The organism is Pelosinus propionicus DSM 13327 (assembly GCF_900114615.1).
Lineage (GTDB): Bacteria > Bacillota > Negativicutes > DSM-13327 > DSM-13327 > Pelosinus > Pelosinus propionicus.
The window spans coordinates 1-18678 of sequence record NZ_FOTS01000002.1 but is presented as its reverse complement, the minus strand read 5'-3'; the positions used below and the strand labels follow the sequence as shown (position 1 = coordinate 18678).

Annotated in this window: 19 protein-coding genes and 1 pseudogene; 16 read left to right on the top strand and 4 right to left on the bottom strand. The window is 37.1% G+C overall.

Annotated features, from left to right (window positions below):
* Nucleotides 1–36 precede the first annotated feature (36 nt).
* The 8 genes from BMZ99_RS01120 to BMZ99_RS01080 all read left to right on the top strand — a co-directional run bounded on the left by BMZ99_RS01120 (nt 37) and on the right by BMZ99_RS01080 (nt 7585).
* Entirely contained in the window at nt 37–351 is a 315-nt protein-coding gene (locus BMZ99_RS01120) for a cupin domain-containing protein (protein ID WP_090932104.1), read from the top strand.
* A gap of 46 nt (nt 352–397) precedes the next feature.
* Nucleotides 398–859, top strand: coding sequence for a pyridoxamine 5'-phosphate oxidase family protein (locus BMZ99_RS01115; RefSeq protein ID WP_090932102.1), 462 nt, complete (start codon nt 398–400; stop codon nt 857–859).
* Between the two features lie 146 nt (nt 860–1005).
* A complete protein-coding gene (locus tag BMZ99_RS01110) occupies nt 1006–1416 on the top strand; it encodes a c-type cytochrome (RefSeq protein ID WP_090932100.1) in 411 nt (136 codons plus the stop codon).
* Between the two features lie 23 nt (nt 1417–1439).
* The gene (locus BMZ99_RS01105; RefSeq protein ID WP_245754756.1) at nt 1440–3017 is read left to right on the top strand and encodes a cbb3-type cytochrome c oxidase subunit I; all 1578 of its coding nucleotides are present in this window, start codon (nt 1440–1442) and stop codon (nt 3015–3017) included.
* 608 nt (nt 3018–3625) lie between these two features.
* Nucleotides 3626–4636: a LacI family DNA-binding transcriptional regulator gene (locus BMZ99_RS01095; RefSeq protein ID WP_090932096.1), complete on the top strand. Its 1011-nt coding sequence runs from the start codon at nt 3626–3628 to the stop codon at nt 4634–4636.
* A gap of 18 nt (nt 4637–4654) precedes the next feature.
* Complete coding sequence (locus tag BMZ99_RS01090; RefSeq protein WP_090932095.1) at nt 4655–5308, top strand: bifunctional 4-hydroxy-2-oxoglutarate aldolase/2-dehydro-3-deoxy-phosphogluconate aldolase; 654 nt, start codon at nt 4655–4657, stop codon at nt 5306–5308.
* 70 nt (nt 5309–5378) lie between these two features.
* On the top strand, nt 5379–5951 hold the full coding sequence (locus tag BMZ99_RS01085; RefSeq protein ID WP_090932094.1) for an AAA family ATPase: 573 nt from the start codon (nt 5379–5381) through the stop codon (nt 5949–5951).
* 293 nt (nt 5952–6244) lie between these two features.
* Nucleotides 6245–7585 carry a Na+/H+ antiporter NhaC family protein gene (locus tag BMZ99_RS01080; protein WP_090932093.1) on the top strand — a complete coding sequence of 447 codons (1341 nt, stop codon included), beginning with the start codon at nt 6245–6247 and terminating at the stop codon, nt 7583–7585.
* A gap of 13 nt (nt 7586–7598) precedes the next feature.
* Here BMZ99_RS01080 and BMZ99_RS01075 read toward each other — a convergent pair whose 3' ends face one another.
* Nucleotides 7599–8468 (bottom strand): DMT family transporter, encoded by an 870-nt coding sequence (locus BMZ99_RS01075; RefSeq protein ID WP_090932091.1) that lies wholly within the window; start codon nt 8466–8468, stop codon nt 7599–7601.
* Nucleotides 8469–8609: 141 nt separating this feature from the next.
* Between BMZ99_RS01075 and BMZ99_RS01070 the strand changes: the two genes are divergently transcribed.
* Nucleotides 8610–9497: a LysR substrate-binding domain-containing protein gene (locus tag BMZ99_RS01070; RefSeq protein ID WP_090932089.1), complete on the top strand. Its 888-nt coding sequence runs from the start codon at nt 8610–8612 to the stop codon at nt 9495–9497.
* A gap of 34 nt (nt 9498–9531) precedes the next feature.
* Here BMZ99_RS01070 and BMZ99_RS01065 read toward each other — a convergent pair whose 3' ends face one another.
* Complete coding sequence (locus BMZ99_RS01065) at nt 9532–9843, bottom strand: hypothetical protein (RefSeq protein ID WP_090932087.1); 312 nt, start codon at nt 9841–9843, stop codon at nt 9532–9534.
* Nucleotides 9844–10148: 305 nt separating this feature from the next.
* Between BMZ99_RS01065 and BMZ99_RS01060 the strand changes: the two genes are divergently transcribed.
* Together BMZ99_RS01060 and BMZ99_RS01055 are read left to right on the top strand one after the other, a co-directional pair.
* Complete coding sequence (locus BMZ99_RS01060) at nt 10149–10784, top strand: L,D-transpeptidase family protein (protein ID WP_090932084.1); 636 nt, start codon at nt 10149–10151, stop codon at nt 10782–10784.
* 143 nt (nt 10785–10927) lie between these two features.
* On the top strand, nt 10928–11659 hold the full coding sequence (locus BMZ99_RS01055) for an AAA family ATPase (RefSeq protein ID WP_090932082.1): 732 nt from the start codon (nt 10928–10930) through the stop codon (nt 11657–11659).
* A gap of 86 nt (nt 11660–11745) precedes the next feature.
* On the opposite strand, the gene BMZ99_RS01050 is transcribed toward BMZ99_RS01055, so the two are convergent.
* Nucleotides 11746–12663, bottom strand: coding sequence for a DMT family transporter (locus BMZ99_RS01050; RefSeq protein ID WP_090932080.1), 918 nt, complete (start codon nt 12661–12663; stop codon nt 11746–11748).
* Between the two features lie 209 nt (nt 12664–12872).
* On the opposite strand from BMZ99_RS01050, the gene BMZ99_RS01045 reads away from it, so the two are divergent.
* From BMZ99_RS01045 to BMZ99_RS01025, 5 genes are all read left to right on the top strand, one after another.
* Nucleotides 12873–14216, top strand: coding sequence for an aminotransferase-like domain-containing protein (locus tag BMZ99_RS01045; protein ID WP_090932078.1), 1344 nt, complete (start codon nt 12873–12875; stop codon nt 14214–14216).
* A gap of 36 nt (nt 14217–14252) precedes the next feature.
* Complete coding sequence (locus BMZ99_RS01040; protein WP_090932076.1) at nt 14253–15062, top strand: MerR family transcriptional regulator; 810 nt, start codon at nt 14253–14255, stop codon at nt 15060–15062.
* 46 nt (nt 15063–15108) lie between these two features.
* A complete protein-coding gene (locus tag BMZ99_RS01035) occupies nt 15109–16440 on the top strand; it encodes an MATE family efflux transporter (RefSeq protein ID WP_090932074.1) in 1332 nt (443 codons plus the stop codon).
* A 205-nt stretch (nt 16441–16645) separates the two neighbouring features.
* Nucleotides 16646–17428: a gamma-glutamyl-gamma-aminobutyrate hydrolase family protein gene (locus tag BMZ99_RS01030; RefSeq protein WP_245754755.1), complete on the top strand. Its 783-nt coding sequence runs from the start codon at nt 16646–16648 to the stop codon at nt 17426–17428.
* Nucleotides 17429–17616: 188 nt separating this feature from the next.
* On the top strand, nt 17617–18105 hold the full coding sequence (locus tag BMZ99_RS01025; RefSeq protein WP_090932071.1) for a GNAT family N-acetyltransferase: 489 nt from the start codon (nt 17617–17619) through the stop codon (nt 18103–18105).
* Between the two features lie 376 nt (nt 18106–18481).
* Here BMZ99_RS01025 and BMZ99_RS26685 read toward each other — a convergent pair.
* Nucleotides 18482–18678, bottom strand: a pseudogene (locus BMZ99_RS26685) (IS110 family transposase); the annotation flags it as partial.

Below are 18678 nucleotides of genomic sequence, written 5' to 3'. Positions count from 1 at the left end.
GGCAGCAAAACTATATAAAAACAAGGAGGAATTGGAATGGAAAAAATAAATGTTAATTCGTTATTAGACTTTTCAAATGAAAAATCGGTGCGTAAAGCTCTCACCCATGAAGGCAGTAAACTTGATACAGGACTTTTATTGTATGCACCTGGGCAAAATACGCCCGAGCATACTCATAAAGATATGGATGAGGTCTTTTATGTTGTTGAAGGTGAAGGTATACTCACGATTAATGGTAAAGAATTTATTCTTAAGGAAAAGGATATTATTTTATCCCCGCGAGGAGAAGGACATGGCTTTTTTAATACAAGTACAGGTAATCTAGTGGTTCTGCAGGTTAAAATATTTTAACCCAAAGATAGTAAAGGATGTAAGTGAGCGCATAGGAGGCAAAACAATGAGAAGTATTCGGGACATTCAGAAACAGGTAACTCATGATGAGGCTATGGAGATGTTAGGACAAAGCGAATATGGAGTACTCTCTACAATCGATAAAAATGGATATCCTTATGGATTGCCATTGCATTATATTATTTTAGATGAAGCTATTTATCTGCATTGTGACTTAGAAGGCCATATACTGGATAATCTTTCTTACAATAATAAAGTATCCTTTACTGTTGTTGGATATACACAGGTACTGCCGAGCTCTTTTACTGCAAACTATGAAAGTGTTATTGTTTTTGGAGAAGGGACTTTGGTTGAAGGAACTGAGAAAATCAAAATGTTAAAGGCATTAGTTGAAAAATTTAGCCCTGAATACTATGATAAAGGATTAAAAATAATTGATGCTTTTAAAGATAAATGTTCGGTAATTCGTATTAATATAGAACATATTACGGGTAAGAAACGAAGATAATATAAAAAAAGATAAATGTGGCAGGAATGTACTTCCAGCTGCATTTATTTTTAAGTATAGTTGGTTCTAGAATTCTCCAGATCTATTACTAAAGACGTCTAGTTAGCATAATTGAAAATAAGAAAAATAGCAGTGAGGAATGAACGATGCAGTTTCGCTTGAAAATTTTTTTAGCAGCCATATTTTTTTCCGTCGCTCTATTTTCTTTTGTTATATATGACTCGATTGCAGGTAATCTGAGCAATGTACCTTCTGAAGCAGTCAAAGGGAAAATTGTATTTCAGAAAAAAGCATGTATCGAATGTCATACTATATTTGGTAATGGAGGATATTATGGAGGCGACCTTACTAAAGTATATGAAAAATTTGGAAGTGATGGATTAAGAGAGTATTTAACCAATCCTCCACTGCTTAGTGGAGCAAAGAAAAAGCAGCATATTTACGTAAATCATGAGGAAGCAGAAGAAATGATCGACTATTTTCGCTTTCTTCAATCAATTCCTAATATGGGGTGGCCGCCAAGGCCTGTATTTGATAAAAAGAAAGATTCGGAATAAGTAATGAAAAGGGGTTAGAAAAGTTGTTTCGATCTCAGCACCTGAGTTATAAATATGCCTTATTTGCCTACTTCCTTTTTGGTTTGCAAGGGTTGGTAGCATCGGGCGGAGCAATCGATCTTCTCTTTCCCGACCTTGGTAATCCAATTCCGTTTGTATCTGGTAGAGCTTTTCATTTGAATATTAGTATCTATTGGCCGTTAATTGGAATGATGGGTGCTATATATTTCTTTTTTTGCCAAGAAGCGCAGCAGGAATTTTACAGCCTGAAGCTGATTACGGTTAACTTTTGGATGCTGGCGAGTACATTGGCTCTAATCTTAGGATCTTTGCTGCTCGGATTTAACGAAGGGAGAGAATATTTAGAAGCAATTTGGCCTTTGAAACTGGCAACGGCTGCTTGTACTGTTGTACTATGCTTTAATCTGCTGACGACGTATCTGTCCTCTGATATGCCGAAGAGTAGGGCAACACTAATTAGCATGGTAACGGGAAGTGTCACATTAATTCTATTTTATGTGCCCAATATCGTATCCTATGCCCACCCGACTGTCGATGAAATTGCCAAATTTATGGTGGTACATATATGGGAGGAAATGTCTTTAGAGCTTATTGGTACGGGAGTATTAGCTGCTTTGCTGATTCAGGTGACAAAGGTGGAGCGTCAGGCTGTAGAAACAGCCATATATTTAGACATTACATTCGCAATCTTAGCTGGAATTTTGGCAACTGGACATCATTATTACTGGATTGGAGTACCATCGTATTGGCTTTGGCTCGGTGGTACTTTTAGTGCAATGCAATTACTGCCAGCGATTGTATTATTGTATACGACGGTGAAATCGCTAACATTTACGGGGATTTCTGATTTGTCGAATCGGGATAAAATAACGCTGTCTCTCATTGGATCGAGTATGTTTTATCATATATTTGGTGCTGGGTTCTTAGGGTTTTTCATGGCTTATCCACCATTAAACCGCTATGTACACGGGACCTATATTACATCAGCTCATTCCCACCTTGCATTATTTGGTGTATTTGGTTTTTTAGTTTTAGCAATCTGCTTCCATATCCTTTTTACTGAAATCATACTTGCAAAGAAAATGTATCGTTGGTGCTGGGGGGCAATCTTTGCTTTAAATGGAGGATTGCTAACGATGGGAATCGGCCTATTAATCGCTGGTGGTTTACAGGTTTATTTCTGGCGCGTGATTGGGCTCAGTATTGGAGAAACTAACGAATTGATTCGGCCGTATCTTTTAATTAGGGCATTTGGCGGTTTTTTATACGCCATAGGGAGCTTAACGTTGACCTTCATTGTTATAAAAAACATATGGCCCAAGATAAAAGTAATCTTTCAAAGTGAAGGGCGAATTTCTGTGATGAATTGTGATGATTTGCACCATATGCATCGATTGGTGGGAGAATTACTGCAAGAAGAAAAAAAAATAGAGCCACTGCTTAAGAGAATACAGGTTCTTTACCAGAGGCTGCTTTTTTTAAATAAAAAAAATAAAAGAAGAGGAGTATGGAAGAAACAGATCGCATATACTGCTAATATTAGACATAAAACGAGGGAAAACAAGAAGAATAAGCTATAGTTAATTGTCACAGTAGATTTTGGCGCAATAGGAATTTTGCAAGAAAGGATGGAATCATGATACCATGAAAAAAAGGTAAAGAAGGTGATAAATTGGGCAAGAACAAGTGCTATTGTGGTAGTACTCTGTTTGAGAAGGTGGATATTACGCCCGTTGGAATGATAGAAAAAAAATTTTTTACTCGCTGCACTCAATGCGGTCTTGTAATAAGCGGTTCTAAGTATCCTACTGAACATAGAAAGATTTCGAAGTGCTCCGTTCTCAATTTTGTTCGTGGAGCAATCGAAAATCCTAAATAACATTTAGAAGAGCCTGCGGGCTCTTTTTTTATAAAGAAAGAATAGACATAGAAATAGGATTGAGTTTTTTGAATAGGAATGGTATATTGTAAGGGTAAAACGTTTTACGTTAAACCTTTTAACCAATATAGAGATGGATGATTCATTTAGATAGCCTGCAAATCGTTGATATACGAATGGTAATAATATAGTCTAAACGAGTATATTGTGCTAAATGATTAATGCTTATAGTTGACTTGTTAGTTGGAGCAGTATTGCGTTATTAGATAGAGCTAAACGATCTAAAGCAGGACGGTAAAGGAGAGTTTTATGGCAGTCACTCTTAAAAGTATCGCTAAAGCGGCAAATGTATCGATTACCACGGCTTCACTGATTCTTAATCAAAAAGAAGGCGCAATTCGGTTTTCTGCAGACACAATTCGAAGAGTACGTGAAGCTTCTCTTTCATTAGGGTATATCCCCAATATGTCTGCGCGTAATTTGCGCCAAAGCGAGAGTGGGAATACAAGTTTAACGTTAGCTGTTTTGTGGCCTATCGATGCACGTGTTGGATTGATTGGGCGCATTTTAACTGGGATTCACCGTTTTACCTCTTCCCTTGAAACAATTACAATTAACCTTCTGGTAAAAACGATGGACGAAGATGGTATTCAAGGTGTAAAAGAATTGTATGATTCAAACGTATTTAATGGTGCAATTTTAGCGAATGTATCAGCAGAAGATGAGGCATATATTCATAAAGTGCCGCCAAGTGTTCCAATTGTACTTTTTAGCAGAACTTCTCCAATCTATCCCTATGTTTGGGCCAGTTATTTTGAGACAAGCCAAAAAGTAGCAGAGCATTTTATTAGGAATAAGCATCGACGAATTGTCATTTTGGCATCGAATCTTTCGTCGCAAGCGTTGGACCAAAAACTTGCAGGATTTGTTGAGACGCTGGATGCAAAGGAATATCTCATAAGACACTGCTCCTTTACCGAAGAGAGTGGCTATGATGCAGTTGCCAAGCTTATTAAGGCTGGCGATGTACCCACAGGATTGATTTGTGTGTGTGATCAAACTGCTATGGGAGCTCTTTCTGCATTACATGATCATGGGATTAGCATACCAGGTGAATGTGAGGTTTTTGGATTTGATAATCAAAGCTTTTCAAATTTTACAATTCCTAAATTATCAACAGTAAATTTGCCGGTAGAGGAAATGGCATCTGGTGCGATGGAATTATTAGTTCAAAAAATTCTTGATCCCAATAATCTTGTAAGGTACAAGAACTTTGAATTAAAAATGATTCATAGGGGCACAACAAAAAAAGCAATATAATATAAGGGGGAATAGGGAATGAATACAGAAGTCATAGATTTTATTCAGAAATATAAGGTAATAACAATATGCCGGAGACTTTACGGACAGGATCTGCTTAATCTAGTTAGGGCTTTGCACCAAGGTGGAATCAACATGGTTGAAGTGACCTTTGACCAAAGTGACCCCGAATGCATCAAAAAAACTTCTGAGGCAATTCAGATGCTTGTTGAAAATTTCGAAGGAACGATGAAAATTGGTGCAGGAACAGTTCTTACGAAAGAACAGGTAAGAGCGACAAAAGATGCGGGAGGAAGTTATATTATTTCTCCAAATGTTGATATCGAGATTATAAAATATACAAAAGAACTAGCTCTTGTTTCCATTCCTGGTGCAATGACGCCTTCAGAAATCTTAACAGCTCATAATACAGGAGCGGATTTTGTAAAACTGTTTCCAGCAGGAGACCTCGGATTTGACTACATAAAAAATATTATGGCTCCGATTAGCCATGTGAAGCTTGTTGCTACAGGAGGAGTTACGGAAGAAATACTCCCAGAATACTTAAAACTTGGTTTTGCAGGTGCTGGGATAGGGGGAAGACTTACCGACCGAAAACTTATTAGCACAGGAGATTTTGAAGAATTTACAAAAAGAGCTAAGGGGTTTTCAAAAGTAGTAATGGAGTATTAATAAAGTGTAATGTAGATTAACGTAGTGGGATAAGAAATAAAATCTGTGTAATTTTGAGGAGAAGCTTCTTTTGAACCCAACTCTATTATTTCTTATAGGTTTGCCTGCGTCAGGTAAATCTACGATTGGAAAGATGATAGCATCGCAATTTAACTTTTGTTACTTAGATAAAGATGTTGTTTGCAATACATTTACAAAACAATTATTAGAATTAAAAGGACATTCTCCTGATGACAGGGAATGCGCGTTCTATAGTGATGTTATAATGAATATGGAATATAAAACATTATTAGATATTGCAGATGATAACATTCAAATAGGAAAATCAGTCGTTCTTGATGCACCGTTCATTAGCTATTTTTCAAATGTTCGCTATATCGAACAACTAAAAGAAACCTATGATTGGAAGAATGTGAAGACCATTGTACTACAAGTACACGTTGATTTTCCGATATTGAAGTCTAGAATGATAGAAAGAGCTGTCGACAGAGACCAATGGAAGCTGGAGAATTGGGATACTTACATACAATTAGTACAAGAAAAACAATGTTTATGGGAGAATATAAGAATAGTACAATACTGTAATAACAGCGTATCAATTAACATGCAAGATATTCAATCTTTATTTATAAGTCAGCTTTAAAGAGAGTATTAAGTAGTGTAGCAAGAGTCACGATTTATCATTTTATTGATAAATCGTGACTCTTGTTATGTATGCCTTTATTTTTAGCAATATGGCTGAATCATTTGAAATAGACAATAAAAGTAGAATACTCTTGCCAGCCATAGACTGAAGTAGTAGGATTACGATGTGATATATTATAAGAACATTACGTTGTAATACTATATTTTTTCGTTATCTATTCTGTGAAATTATTTCAGAACAAAGTATACATAGGATTTAATCAGTCTTATACTTTAAAATGAGGTGCATCTATGGATACCATTGTGATTCTATTTTTATTTTTTGCTTCGCTATTATATAGTGTGTATCAAGAGATCTTTATACTCTATCCCCTGATTCTGGGACTCGTTGGTTTTATTCTGATTGCTTTGCGTAGAGGATACGCATTGGCTGATTTATGCAACATGATGCTAAAGGGCTCAAAAAAATCTCTTATTGTAATCAAGATCTTCGTGCTCATCGGTGCGATCACAGCGGTTTGGAGGGCGTGTGGAACGATTTCTTTTATTGTGTATTATGCAATTATGTTTATGAATCCTGAATATTTCGTATTATTTGCCTTTCTTTTAAGCTGTGCTGTTTCTTTTTTATTAGGAACCTCTTTTGGCACCGTAGGAACAGTAGGTGCTGTACTTATCGTATTAGCTAAAAGCGGTAATGTGGATAGTAATGTTGCTGCAGGAGCTATCATTGCCGGAGCTTACTTTGGTGACAGATGTTCGCCAATGTCTTCCAGTGCCAACCTCGTCGCAGTTTTAACTAATACGGACATTTATACAAATATCAGAAATATGATGAAAACATCAGTAATTCCCTTAGTATTATCCATCATAGGCTACATTTGCTTATCTTATTATAATCCTCTAGTCTTTTACGGCAGCCAAATTGGGAATGAAATAGTAATGTATTTTAATATCAGCTCTATTTTAGCAATTCCTGCGATTATTATATTGCTTTCTGCAATTTGCAAAATCAATGTAAAAATTTCTATGGGAATTAGCATTTTGGCAGGCATAGTGATTGGTGTAGCTTATCAGCAAATTACTTTACTTGAAATGCTAGACTATATTCTAATGGGCTACCATATTGATGGAACTGGTATTTTTGCAGGGATAATCCAAGGGGGCGGTCTATATTCCATGGTGAAGGTTTCAATGATTGTTTTTGTTTCTTCCGCCTATTCGGGGATTTTTGCAGGAACGAGCTTGCTAAATGAAATTGAACTTTTCTTTGAGAGACTTAGCCAAAAAGTAGGAGTATATCTGACGACCATTATCACTAGCATAGTGGCTGCAGGTTTTAGCTGCAATCAAACTCTTGCCGTAATGATTACACATCAATTTGAACATAAGATTTATGCAAAAAGAAAAATAAGCAATGAACAGCTTGCAGTCGATATGGAAAATACGGTAATAATGATTTCGGCTCTCATTCCCTGGAATGTTGCGGGAGCCGTTCCTGCTGCGATTTTATCGGCGAATGCGAGTTTCATTTTATATGCTTTTTATCTTTTTCTTGTCCCTTTAACTACTATTTTTACGAGAAGATTAGAGAAACATGAGGAAACAGTTTTTTTACGGAAAGGAATATAGATTCAGAGGGGGGCTATTTCCACGTTCTTATTTGGTAAAGATTTAATTGCGGATGTATAACGCCAAGTAAGACAAGGATTGCGCCTAACCAGCCTTGGATAGAAAGAGTTTCGCCTAAAAACAAAAAAGCAAATAACGCTGCAAATACAGGTTCTAAAGAGAAAATAAGACCAGTATTTGTTGATGTTGTATGCTGCTGTGCAACTGTTTGTACAATGAACCCTATTGCGCTGCACAATATGCTCAAGACTAAGATCGGCAGCCATTCAACAGTAGTAATAGGAAACCTGGGGGTTTCAAGAAGTAAAGAAAAAATAAATCCTAAAGATCCCGCAAATCCAAGCTGCATGATCCCAAGGGCGATGGAATCAACTGCCTTTGTTAGCTTTTCAGTCACAATAATATGCGTTGCATAAAGCAGTGCCCCAGCAATGCATAGTAAATCACCGAAGTTGATAATAAGCTGACTATTTAACGTTAATAGACCTACTCCGAGAAGCGCAAAAGAGACTCCAACGATAACACTAATCTCAGGAAGTTTTTTTACAATAAGGGATGTTAAAATAGGGACAAAGATGACGGTAAGACTTACGAGAAATGCTGCATTGGAGGTTGAAGTATACTTTATTCCGAATATGATGCAAGAAAAAACTAAAAATAAAATCAGACCTAAGATAAAAGCATAACGAATTGTTTTTGTATTTGCTTTTAGCAAGCGAATTGGAAAGATTGCAGCTGCTAGGAAAAATGCGATACCAAATCGCAATGCAATAAGATTATACTCCTGCAATGAATTCAAGCCCATTTTCATAAATAAATAGGAAAAGCCCCAGAAAATTGTTACCATCAGCAACATTGCATTAGCTGTGAATCTTGTTTTCATATTGAATCCTCCATTTAACAAAAGTTCTTTTAGGTTTAAGTTGTTTAATTAGTAGTATAAACATATAATTATCATTAGAAAAGTGAATGTTTTTAATGTCTTTCATGAATTATTATCATGCTAAGGGAGGAGATTAGCAGTATGACTATTTCCAAATATGAAATTTTTCATGGGATAGTTGAATTTGGCAGTTTAACAAAAGCCGCAGAGAATTTGAAGTTGACACAATCAGGTGTTAGTCATGCCATTGCCAGTCTGGAAGAAGAATTAGGATTTTTATTGCTTACCCGTGACCGAGCAGGCGTAACGTTAACAAGTAACGGTGAATTAATATTAAAATACGTGCGGGAAACCTTGCAATGCAATGAGCGCTTAAGGCAAAAAGTAGCTGAAATTAAAGGATTGGAAATTGGAACAGTACGAATTGGAACATTTACCAGTGTATCTTCGCAATGGCTTCCAGGCATTATCAAAGAATTTCAAGAGCAGCATCCAGCTATTGAAATTAAATTAAATGAAGGATATTATGATGATATTCATCGTTGGATATTGAATGGAGCTGTTGATTTTGGCTTTGTATCTTTGCCTGTTCATCAGTCATTTGAATTTATACCATTAAAAAAGGATAAAATGCTTTGTATTCTGCCAAAAGAGCATACTTTAGGGCAGCGCAATGAAATTTCTTTTGAAGAAATAAAAAAAGAGGCATTTATCATGCCTAAATGGGGCGATACTGGTGATGTACGACGAATTTTACTTGAAAATAATCTGAAAACGAAAAGCAAATATGAAGTGATAGAAGAGCAGGCTATTATTGCAATGGTGCAAAATGGCTTAGGAATAAGCATCCTCCCAGAGATGGTATTATACCGCAATATGCATGATGTACATATTGCAAACCTTGAAAAGCCTGCATATAGAACCATCGGTATTGCTCTTAACTCAATAAAAAATACTTCTCCTGCTGCAAGCAAATTTTTAACTTGCATAAAGTCTTGGCTAAGGCGGCAAGGGTTATTAGATTTTTAATGATATAACAGTCTTAGCTTTGCCAAAATAAAAATTAGGGTTGAACGGAAGGATGTGTTGCTAAGTAGGCTGAGTTGACGGCATTTTGCAGCGCTGTCTTATTCATTCTTTCAGTCCACCTATCAAAATAACAGGGATAGCTGGTTCCGCAGGTTCTGCATTCTATATACTGCTGGGTGTCTTTTTGTTCACGTTTGTCATACATATGGGGGAGAAGTTCATTCGTATTCTTAAGCCCGGGAGCATCTGAATCTAGTACATATGAATATTCGTATGTAGCTACATATTTTAATACAAGATGGTCATCATTACAGTTTGGACATATAATACGATTTATTATATTCATAAATCCTCACCCCTATTATTATTTGGTATTAACAATATTATTGGAAGTTGAGATTATCTACTATTATTATAGCCACTTTTAGTGCAATCACTCTCATTAATAATAGATTGTCTCTGAGAAATTAGTGACAAAAATTGCACATTCCTGATCGTTACGAAGTCACATCGAGTCTTACATTAGGTTTTCTTAAAAAAGAGCATAGATAGTAGTTATTGATCAAGGATTGTCGTTTCAAAAAACACAAGGAGTACTTGTCCAAGCATATAATGGTTCATGAGAAGAATTGTTACATGGAGGACGACTACATGAATATTAGAAAAATTTACTTGCCATATTCATTGGCCGAAACGCATCTCTCAAAGGGCCTCAGCCAGCCTATGCTAGGGCAGATTCAGTGCCTTCTCAAAAAAAAGGGATTTTATCGAGGGGTAGAGCAAACTATTTATACGGAAGAAATCGGCGAGGCTATTTTTCAGTTTCAAAAATCAGAAAAATTGTTGCCAACAGGCAGGATAGATCCGATCACCTATTGCCGCTTATATGGTACTGATGTAATGGAAATAACTCCTGTAAAAGATAACCGGCATAGAGCTGACATGACCTTGGTACGAGGTCGGATTTTAATTCATAAACCAACTCGTCAGCTTACCTTATTTAATGGGAAGAATCAGTTGCGCAGCTATCCAGTAGCTATAGGTAAGCCGTCAACGCCTACACCGGAAGGCGATTTTGCCATTGCTACGAAGATTATGAATCCCGGAGGTATATTAGGAACACGTTGGATGGGTTTGAATTTTGATCCTAATTACGGCATACATGGCAATCGGGCTCCCTGGTCAATTGGTCAATTGGTTTCTCTAGGCTGTGTTCGCATGCATAACCATCATGTGGAAGAGTTGTTTGCCATGGTCAGAGTAGGTACGCCAGTGATGATTCGATAGCATCGGTATGGTCACGTATTATTAAAATGATTTTTGATTAATAATCTCCTATGGTGAAATAATGGGATATACCAAATATAGTTGTATTATGGTAGCTTACTGCAGTAATATAGTAGTAATTGATAAATGAGTAGGAGACTCGTATGGATGGATTAAATACAGAACATTATTTACGTTCTATAAAATTATTGCGAGATGAAATAGATAGCTTTGATCAATATCCCTTTTTTCTGCCCATTTTTCGTGAGTTAGATGAGTTGGAATTTCATCCGCAGGTGACATTTATTGTGGGGGAAAACGGTACGGGAAAATCTACACTGCTAGAGGCAATTGCGATTGCCTGGGGGTTTAATCCTGAGGGCGGGACTCGCAACTTTAATTTTTCTACGAGAACGTCTCATTCCCAGTTACATGAATGCATTCGTTTAATACGAGGTATAAGAAAACCTAAGAATGAATTTTTCTTACGTGCAGAAACCTTTTATAATCTGTCAACGCAAATTGATGAACTTCAAGTGAGCCATTACTATGGAGGAAAGTCACTGCATGAGCAGTCCCATGGGGAAGCGTTCTTTGCGACTTTCATGAATAAATTTAAGGGAAAAGGACTATACCTATTGGATGAGCCAGAAGCCGCCTTATCTCCCATGAGGCAAATGGCAATGATTTTAAGAATGCATGACTTAGCGGATCAACAATCGCAATTCATTATTGCAACTCATTCGCCTATCCTAATGGGATACCCGGGCGCAACGATTTTACAAATAGCAAATAATAGGATTGAAGCAATTGCATATGAAGAAACAGAGCATTATATCATAATGAAAGAATTTATAAATAATCGCGAAAAAATGTTAGATGTATTAATAGAATAATTGAAAAGTAGTAGTGTAACATTTAATTATTGCCTAAGACGGCGAGTCAAATCCCTATGCTAAGCTTGTATAGCATGGGGATTTGCTTATTCTACGGTCTTTTTCTGTCCGAAATGATTCGCTCCAATAACCCCGGTTATAATCATCAGTGAACCGATGAGATGGTACATGGTTACTTTTTCACTGAGGAATAGTGACCCGGCGGCAATGGAGACAATTGTTGATAGATTGGTGAATACACTCATTTTTGAAGCTTCTATTTTGGATAAGACATAGTTTGCTGTTAAGGCTGTGACGAGGGAAGACAGGATGCCTAAATATAGGATCGAAGTGATAAAAGTAATGCTGACAAGGGGAGAGAAAAAGAGATCCAATGTCCCTGCCAACCCATGGTGGACGAGAGAAACTATTCCAAAAGCGGCAAAGCCAATTGCCAGCATAAAATAGGAAAGTTCTGCTGGATTAAAATGCTTTGAAAGAGAGCGGGCCAAGACACTGTAACCGGCAAATGTTATGCATGTTAAAAACAATAGGAAGAGCCCCGTCAGATTGGATAAATCGATGCTGCTTCCCGTCAAAATAAAGATAAATATAACGCCGAATACTGACAGGAAAATGGATAGCTTCTGTAAGAGAGTTGTTGCTTCCTTCAAAAATATAGAAGCGAATACCATTGTCACAACTGGTGTAAATGCGTACATAATGCCCCCTTCGGCAGAGGTGGCTTGCTGGAGTCCGAAGGATTGAAACATGAAGAATCCCAGCGGATAAATACCTGCTAGCAGCAGTGCTTTATACAAGGGTTTGTCGCGGTACCTAAGTTTGACCCAACCGAAGACAACTGGGATTGACATAACAAAAAAAGAGGCAGCAAAACGGTAGGTCAGCGTGTCGAGGGGATGTGTATATTCAAGAGCTATCTTGGTAAATAAAAATGAAAACCCAATGATCACCGCATTAAGTATAGCGAATAAATAAGCAAGTCGTAGTTCTTTTTGCTTCATCGTATATTACCCTCCTAAACAATCGGGAGTATTTGCAATTGTCTCACCCGTTATCTTAACGGTATTACAAAATACTGATTCCAACAATGCTTATTTAGTGAAATTGTATCGTAACAGTTTCATGAGGTATAATAAAGAATACTATAAGAGATTCGTTTCAGTGCAAATACCATGTTGATATTTGGGATACTAAACTGGGGGAAAGTGGTGTGAAAAAATATTTTTCCATTCTAGCTGATATCGAGAGCAGAATTAGTGAAGGTCAGTATCGTTCTGGTCAAAGGCTGCCTTCTCTTCGCGACGCTGCAGAATTGTATGGGTGCAGTATCAGCACAATTATGCGGACATATGTAGAGCTGGAAAAGCGTCATGCTATTTATTCAATTCCACAAAGTGGCTTTTACGTTGTTGCCAAACCTGGATATTTACATAACAATGAAAAGAGTCAAGTCATTGATTTTGCTTCAGCCTCTCCGGATTTAAATGTATTCCCGTATTTGGATTTCCAGCATTGCTTAAATAAAGCGATCGACAAATATAAGTATCACTTGTTCACCTACGGTGATTCCAAAGGACTGGAGACATTGCGGCAAACGCTTGTATCTCACTTGGCTAATGCCCAAGTATTTGCAAAAAAGGAACAGATCATTGTGACTTCTGGTGTCCAGCAGGCATTGGAAATTCTGGCGAAGATGCCGTTTCCCAACGAGAAAATAGTGGTTTTAGTTGAACAGCCTAGTTACGATATTTACTTACGTTTCTTAGAATCGCAAGGAATGCCGGTCTGCGGGATTACTCGTAGGGCAGATGGAATTGATTTGGAAGAATTGGAAGAGAAGTTTAAAAATGATAATATTAAATTCTTTTACACCATGCCGCGATATCACAATCCCCTAGGTACCTCTTATACAAGGGAGGAAAGAAAGGCGATTGCCAAGTTGGCTGATCAATATGATGTGTATATTGTGGAAGACGATTATATGGGGGATTTGGGAGAAGCGCAAGGTTTTGAACCGATTTTCGCCTACGATCAAACTTCTCATGTTATTTACCTAAAAAGTTTCTCAAAAATTATTTTTCCAGGATTGCGGCTGGGAGTGGCCGTTTTGCCGGAAAGTCTGCAAAAAGCCTTCTTTGCTTACAAACGATATGGGGATACCTCACTTCTGTCTCAGGCAGCGCTTGAAGTATATATCAAAAATGGCATGTATGAGTATCATAAGCACAAAATTGGCAGTTTGTATACAGTGCGCTTTCAAGCGTTGAATGAGGCAGTAAAACGATATAATAGTAAGGATAAGCTGCTAGAAGTGTCGGAGGGAAGCTCTGGTATCTATGTGCAGTTTAAACTGCCGAAAAAAGTGAATATAGATGGCTTGATGAAGCGGCTTGCTGGCAGAAATGTTAGTGTCGTACCTGGAAAAGGTTTTTATTTGTCTCATTACCTGGAGCAGGAGAAATTTCTACGGATCAGCATTTCACGAGCGCAGCTGGAGCAAATCGATGAGGGCGTCAAGACGATTGTTAAAGAAGTGAAACATGAAAACAACTAGTAGTTGATGCGACATGGTTATGAGGGGGATTGAGGAATGAATGAGAAGTGGATAATTGGTGAAGTAGCAAAGCTCTTTGGCGTATCGACTGATACACTGCGATACTATGAAAAGGCAGGCATACTTTCAGCTCATAAAGATAAGGCCAATGGATATCGATATTATTCCTATGACGAAATTGTAGTTCTGATGGATACATTATTTTTTCGTAATATGGAGCTGTCGATAAAAGATATTAAACAGATTGTGACGCAAATGGATGTTGGTGACATTAAAAGAATATTATATCAAAATCAAAGGGTTGTTGAAGATCGAATACAGGAATTAATAAAGTTGAAAAAAATGATTAATCAAGTTGCTTCTCATTACGAAGCATGTGAACAGCATTTGGGTGAGTTTGTCCTGGTCCCTGCTCCTAGTTTTAAATACAAACTCCTGGAGAAACAGGCAGATGATCTAGTGGATATGATTCGAAAATACAAAAAAGAGGATTGGGGGTGGCTGGACAGTATTCGCTATACCCTGCTAGTCTCACAGGAAGAACTTTTAAAAAATCCAAGCTTTCGATCGGCTCGCGTGGGTATTAGCCTTGATGAAGAAAATTTGTATAGACTTGATTCTTTAGAGCAGCAAGAGCTCTCCTCCTTAAATGGGGCAGAATATTTATATACAATCGTCGGAACAAGTTACGTAGAGCCAGAACATGATGTACTGAGTAAAGCGTTAGATTATCTAAAAGAAGAGGGGAGACAAGTAAAGGGACCTTTAATTGGCAGATACATGGCAAGCTCGCATAAAGATGGTCTTGATTACTATGAAGTGTGGATCGCAACTGATAATTCTTGACATTGGAGTTACTCCAAGGTTTATCCTCTTATAAGGGGTGATAAGCATGGGGGAAAGTATATTAGGAAAAGAAAAGATTATGACTTTATTTCTAAAATACAGTATTCCTACCATTTCGGGGATGCTGTTTTTAGGGCTCAATACAATTGTGGATGGTTTCTTTGTTGGCAACTATATAGGGGCCGATGCGCTAGCAAGTGTAAATATTGTTATGCCATTTTCGAGTGTAATGCTTGCCGTTGGTGTGATAATCGGGATTGGGACACAGAGTCATATTGGTCAAATGTTAGGACAGGGCAATATAAAAGAGGCGAATGATACCTTCAAAACAGCACTTATTTTAATTGTGGGGGTGTCGCTCTTATTATCTATAATAGCTATTGGAGCTACAACACAGATTGCTCTATTCCTGGGAGCTAATGAACAATTAATGCCTATGGTAACAACTTATATTAGTTATATTGGCTTATTTCTGCCTTTTTTCGGGGTTATGTTTGTATTAGATTATGTATTAAAAGTCATGGGCAAGCCCACATATGCAATGGTGATTTTAGTTATTTCTGTTACAAGCCATATGCTGTTTAATTATTTATTCATTGTACAGCTGGCATTAGGGGTTAAAGGTGCTGCTTTAGCTACTGGACTAGGCTATAGTATCGCATTCTTATTAGCAATTTTTCCTTTTATAACAGGTAAAACCACTTTGAAATTATGTAAAGGAAGTTTTAAGAAAACGTCAGCTGCGACAATCATTTATAATGGATCAGCCGAAGGGTTATCGGAGATTGGAACAGGTGTTACCACCTTTCTCTTTAATATTGTGCTGATGCGTTATGTCGGCGAGCTCGGTGTAGCTGCCTTTACAGCCATTAGCTATTTGTCCTTTATTGGCAATAATATACTGATTGGATTATCAGACGGTGTTGGTGCGATTATTAGTTATAATTATGGCAGCGGTAAAATGGAACGGGTAAAAAAGGCAATTAAGCTTGCCACCTTATCGGCATTAACGATTGGTGTAGGATTTTTTGCAGTGATTTCTATTCTTGCTAGAGAGATTATTGCGATATTCTTGGGTGGTAACAGTGAACATATTCTAAATTTTGCTGTAGTTGGTGCACAATTATATGCATTTGCATTTCTCGTAAGTGGTCTTAATATTGTTGCATCAGGTTACTTTACTGCGATTTCAAAGCCCAAGAGTGCTGCCTTAATTGCTTTGAGTAAAGGCATTCTTTGGATTGGCGCAGGAATTCTTATATTACCAGCTTTATTTGGTATTAAGGGCATTTGGCTTACAGTGCCCATTGCTGAAATGATGACATTGTTACTGTCAATAGCATTGATGTATAAGCATTTTAAGTACCTCAGGCGCTGAGATTAAGATGAGAAAAAACATTGCGTTTTTGTTTTTACTGTGCTTTTAGCGCATTGACAATGCTGATTAGGAGTGTTATTATCTTACCAAGATATTGCGCTTAGAAAGCGATCATTATAAACGGCTGATTATTGAAACTAAAGGTCAAAAAAAGTGGGATCATAATCACTTTTTTTGACCTTAATCTATTATGAGGGAGGAGATTGTGATTAAGAAACCCATTATAGGTATACTGGTTTCGATACTTTTTCTCGAGGATGGCTTGTTTTCAGGAATGAAGAAAGCAGTAGTTAGTCATGATTACATACAAGCAATTGTATCAGCCGAAGGAGTACCGCTTTTATTGCCTGCTATTAATGATGAAGAAGATATTACAGAGCAGATAAAGCAGGTAGATGGTATATTATTATCAGGCGGGTACGATATCAATCCGTTGCTATATGATGAGGAACCATTGCGAGAATTAGATACGATCTTTCCAGAGATGGATGAGCATCATATACGAGTTGTTAATATTGCCGCGGCATTGGGAAAGCCTATATTAGGAATTTGCCGCGGCTTACAAGTTATCAACGTAGCTTTTGGCGGCACATTGTATCAAGATATAGCAGCCCAATATTCCAGCAAGTGTTTGAAACATTTTCAAAAGGGAGAAAGACATGTCCCGAGCCATACGGTGGGACTGACTCAAAATACGGTACTGTCTCAAATTTTTTCGAAAGATTCCATTGTAACAAACAGCTTTCATCATCAGTCTGTTAAGGAAATTGCACCGGGATTTATTGTGAATGCCAGAGCAAAAGATGGTATAGTTGAAGGAATTGAAAAAAGGGAGGGAGCCTTTATTGTAGGGGTTCAGTGGCATCCGGAAATGATGGTTGCCCAGTCTGCTGATATGTTCTTTTTAGAGCCTTCGTCGAAGCAGCAAAGAAAACGGTTATTGTATCTAGCTTCGAGTAATAAAATTATTTTAATGCCAACTGGTTGACATTTCAACTAGTTGGCATTAAAATTTAAGTAGTTGAAATATCAACTACTTAAATGAACTTTTACATGCCAAATTGAAATATCAAATTCATTGAGAAGTCAGAATGCTTACGGTGTTTAGTCAATTCGTGCTATAAACTACAGAAATTTAAACTGTAAAGGGTTATTTTATAAAGAGGTGAATATAAGGTGGAAACAGTTATTGTACAGAAATTTTCTAAAGAATATCAAGATGAAGTCATTGATTTAATTCTTACCATTCAGCGAAGTGAGTTTAATATTCCGATCAGCAAAGAAGATCAGCCGGATTTAAGTGACATACCTAACTTCTATCAATCTGGACGAGGAAATTTTTGGATTGCTATTTATGATCAACAGATTGTGGGAACGATTGCACTGATCGATATTGGCAATCAGCAAGGTGCATTACGAAAAATGTTTGTGAAAGCTGATTATCGAGGAAAAGGGCATAATGTAGCCAAACTGCTTCTATTACAGTTAACGTCATGGGCTAGTGAGCATAACATACATGAAATTTACCTGGGTACTACCGAGAAATTTGTAGCTGCACATCGTTTTTATGAAAAAAATAATTTTATCCAAATCGCAAAAGAGGTATTGCCGGATACATTTCCGATTATGAAAGTGGATACAAGATTTTATAAGACGAGATTTTAAATAATACTAATGGATGTTATACAGAGACTTTCATCCTGAATGAAAGCCTTATTGTTAAGATAACTTTTGACAATATTTATAAAAATAGAATACAATTAGTTTAACAACTGACTAGTCATTTACTAGAGGCTGTATTCCATAATTTTGGAGTACAGCCTTTTTTTATGAATTTTATGAATCGCTAAATAGGAATCGACGATATTGACACTCCTAAACAATCTTGATAAAATTAATAAAGATAAAAATAATATTATTAAAGCAATCTGGTAATATGTCAAGCCCATAAAAAATAAGTTTTGTAAGTAATCCGCAAAAAATGGGTGCACTAAACAAGCCTCTTCTTCAAGCCGAAGAAAAAGTAAATAAATGGGATCTATTAACTTTGGCTTACTCTACTTGGAGAGTAAAGCTGATGGTTGGCCAGCAATCCAAAAATCAGCCGGATGAATTTACGAGCAGTAAGTGCGAGTGCGCGTTTGTGCTGATGAGTTTTAACTTCATCATACTTCTTCTGGTAAAAAGCTGCATATTCAGATAAATGATTCTTTACATGGCTAGTAGCTTCAATTAAAT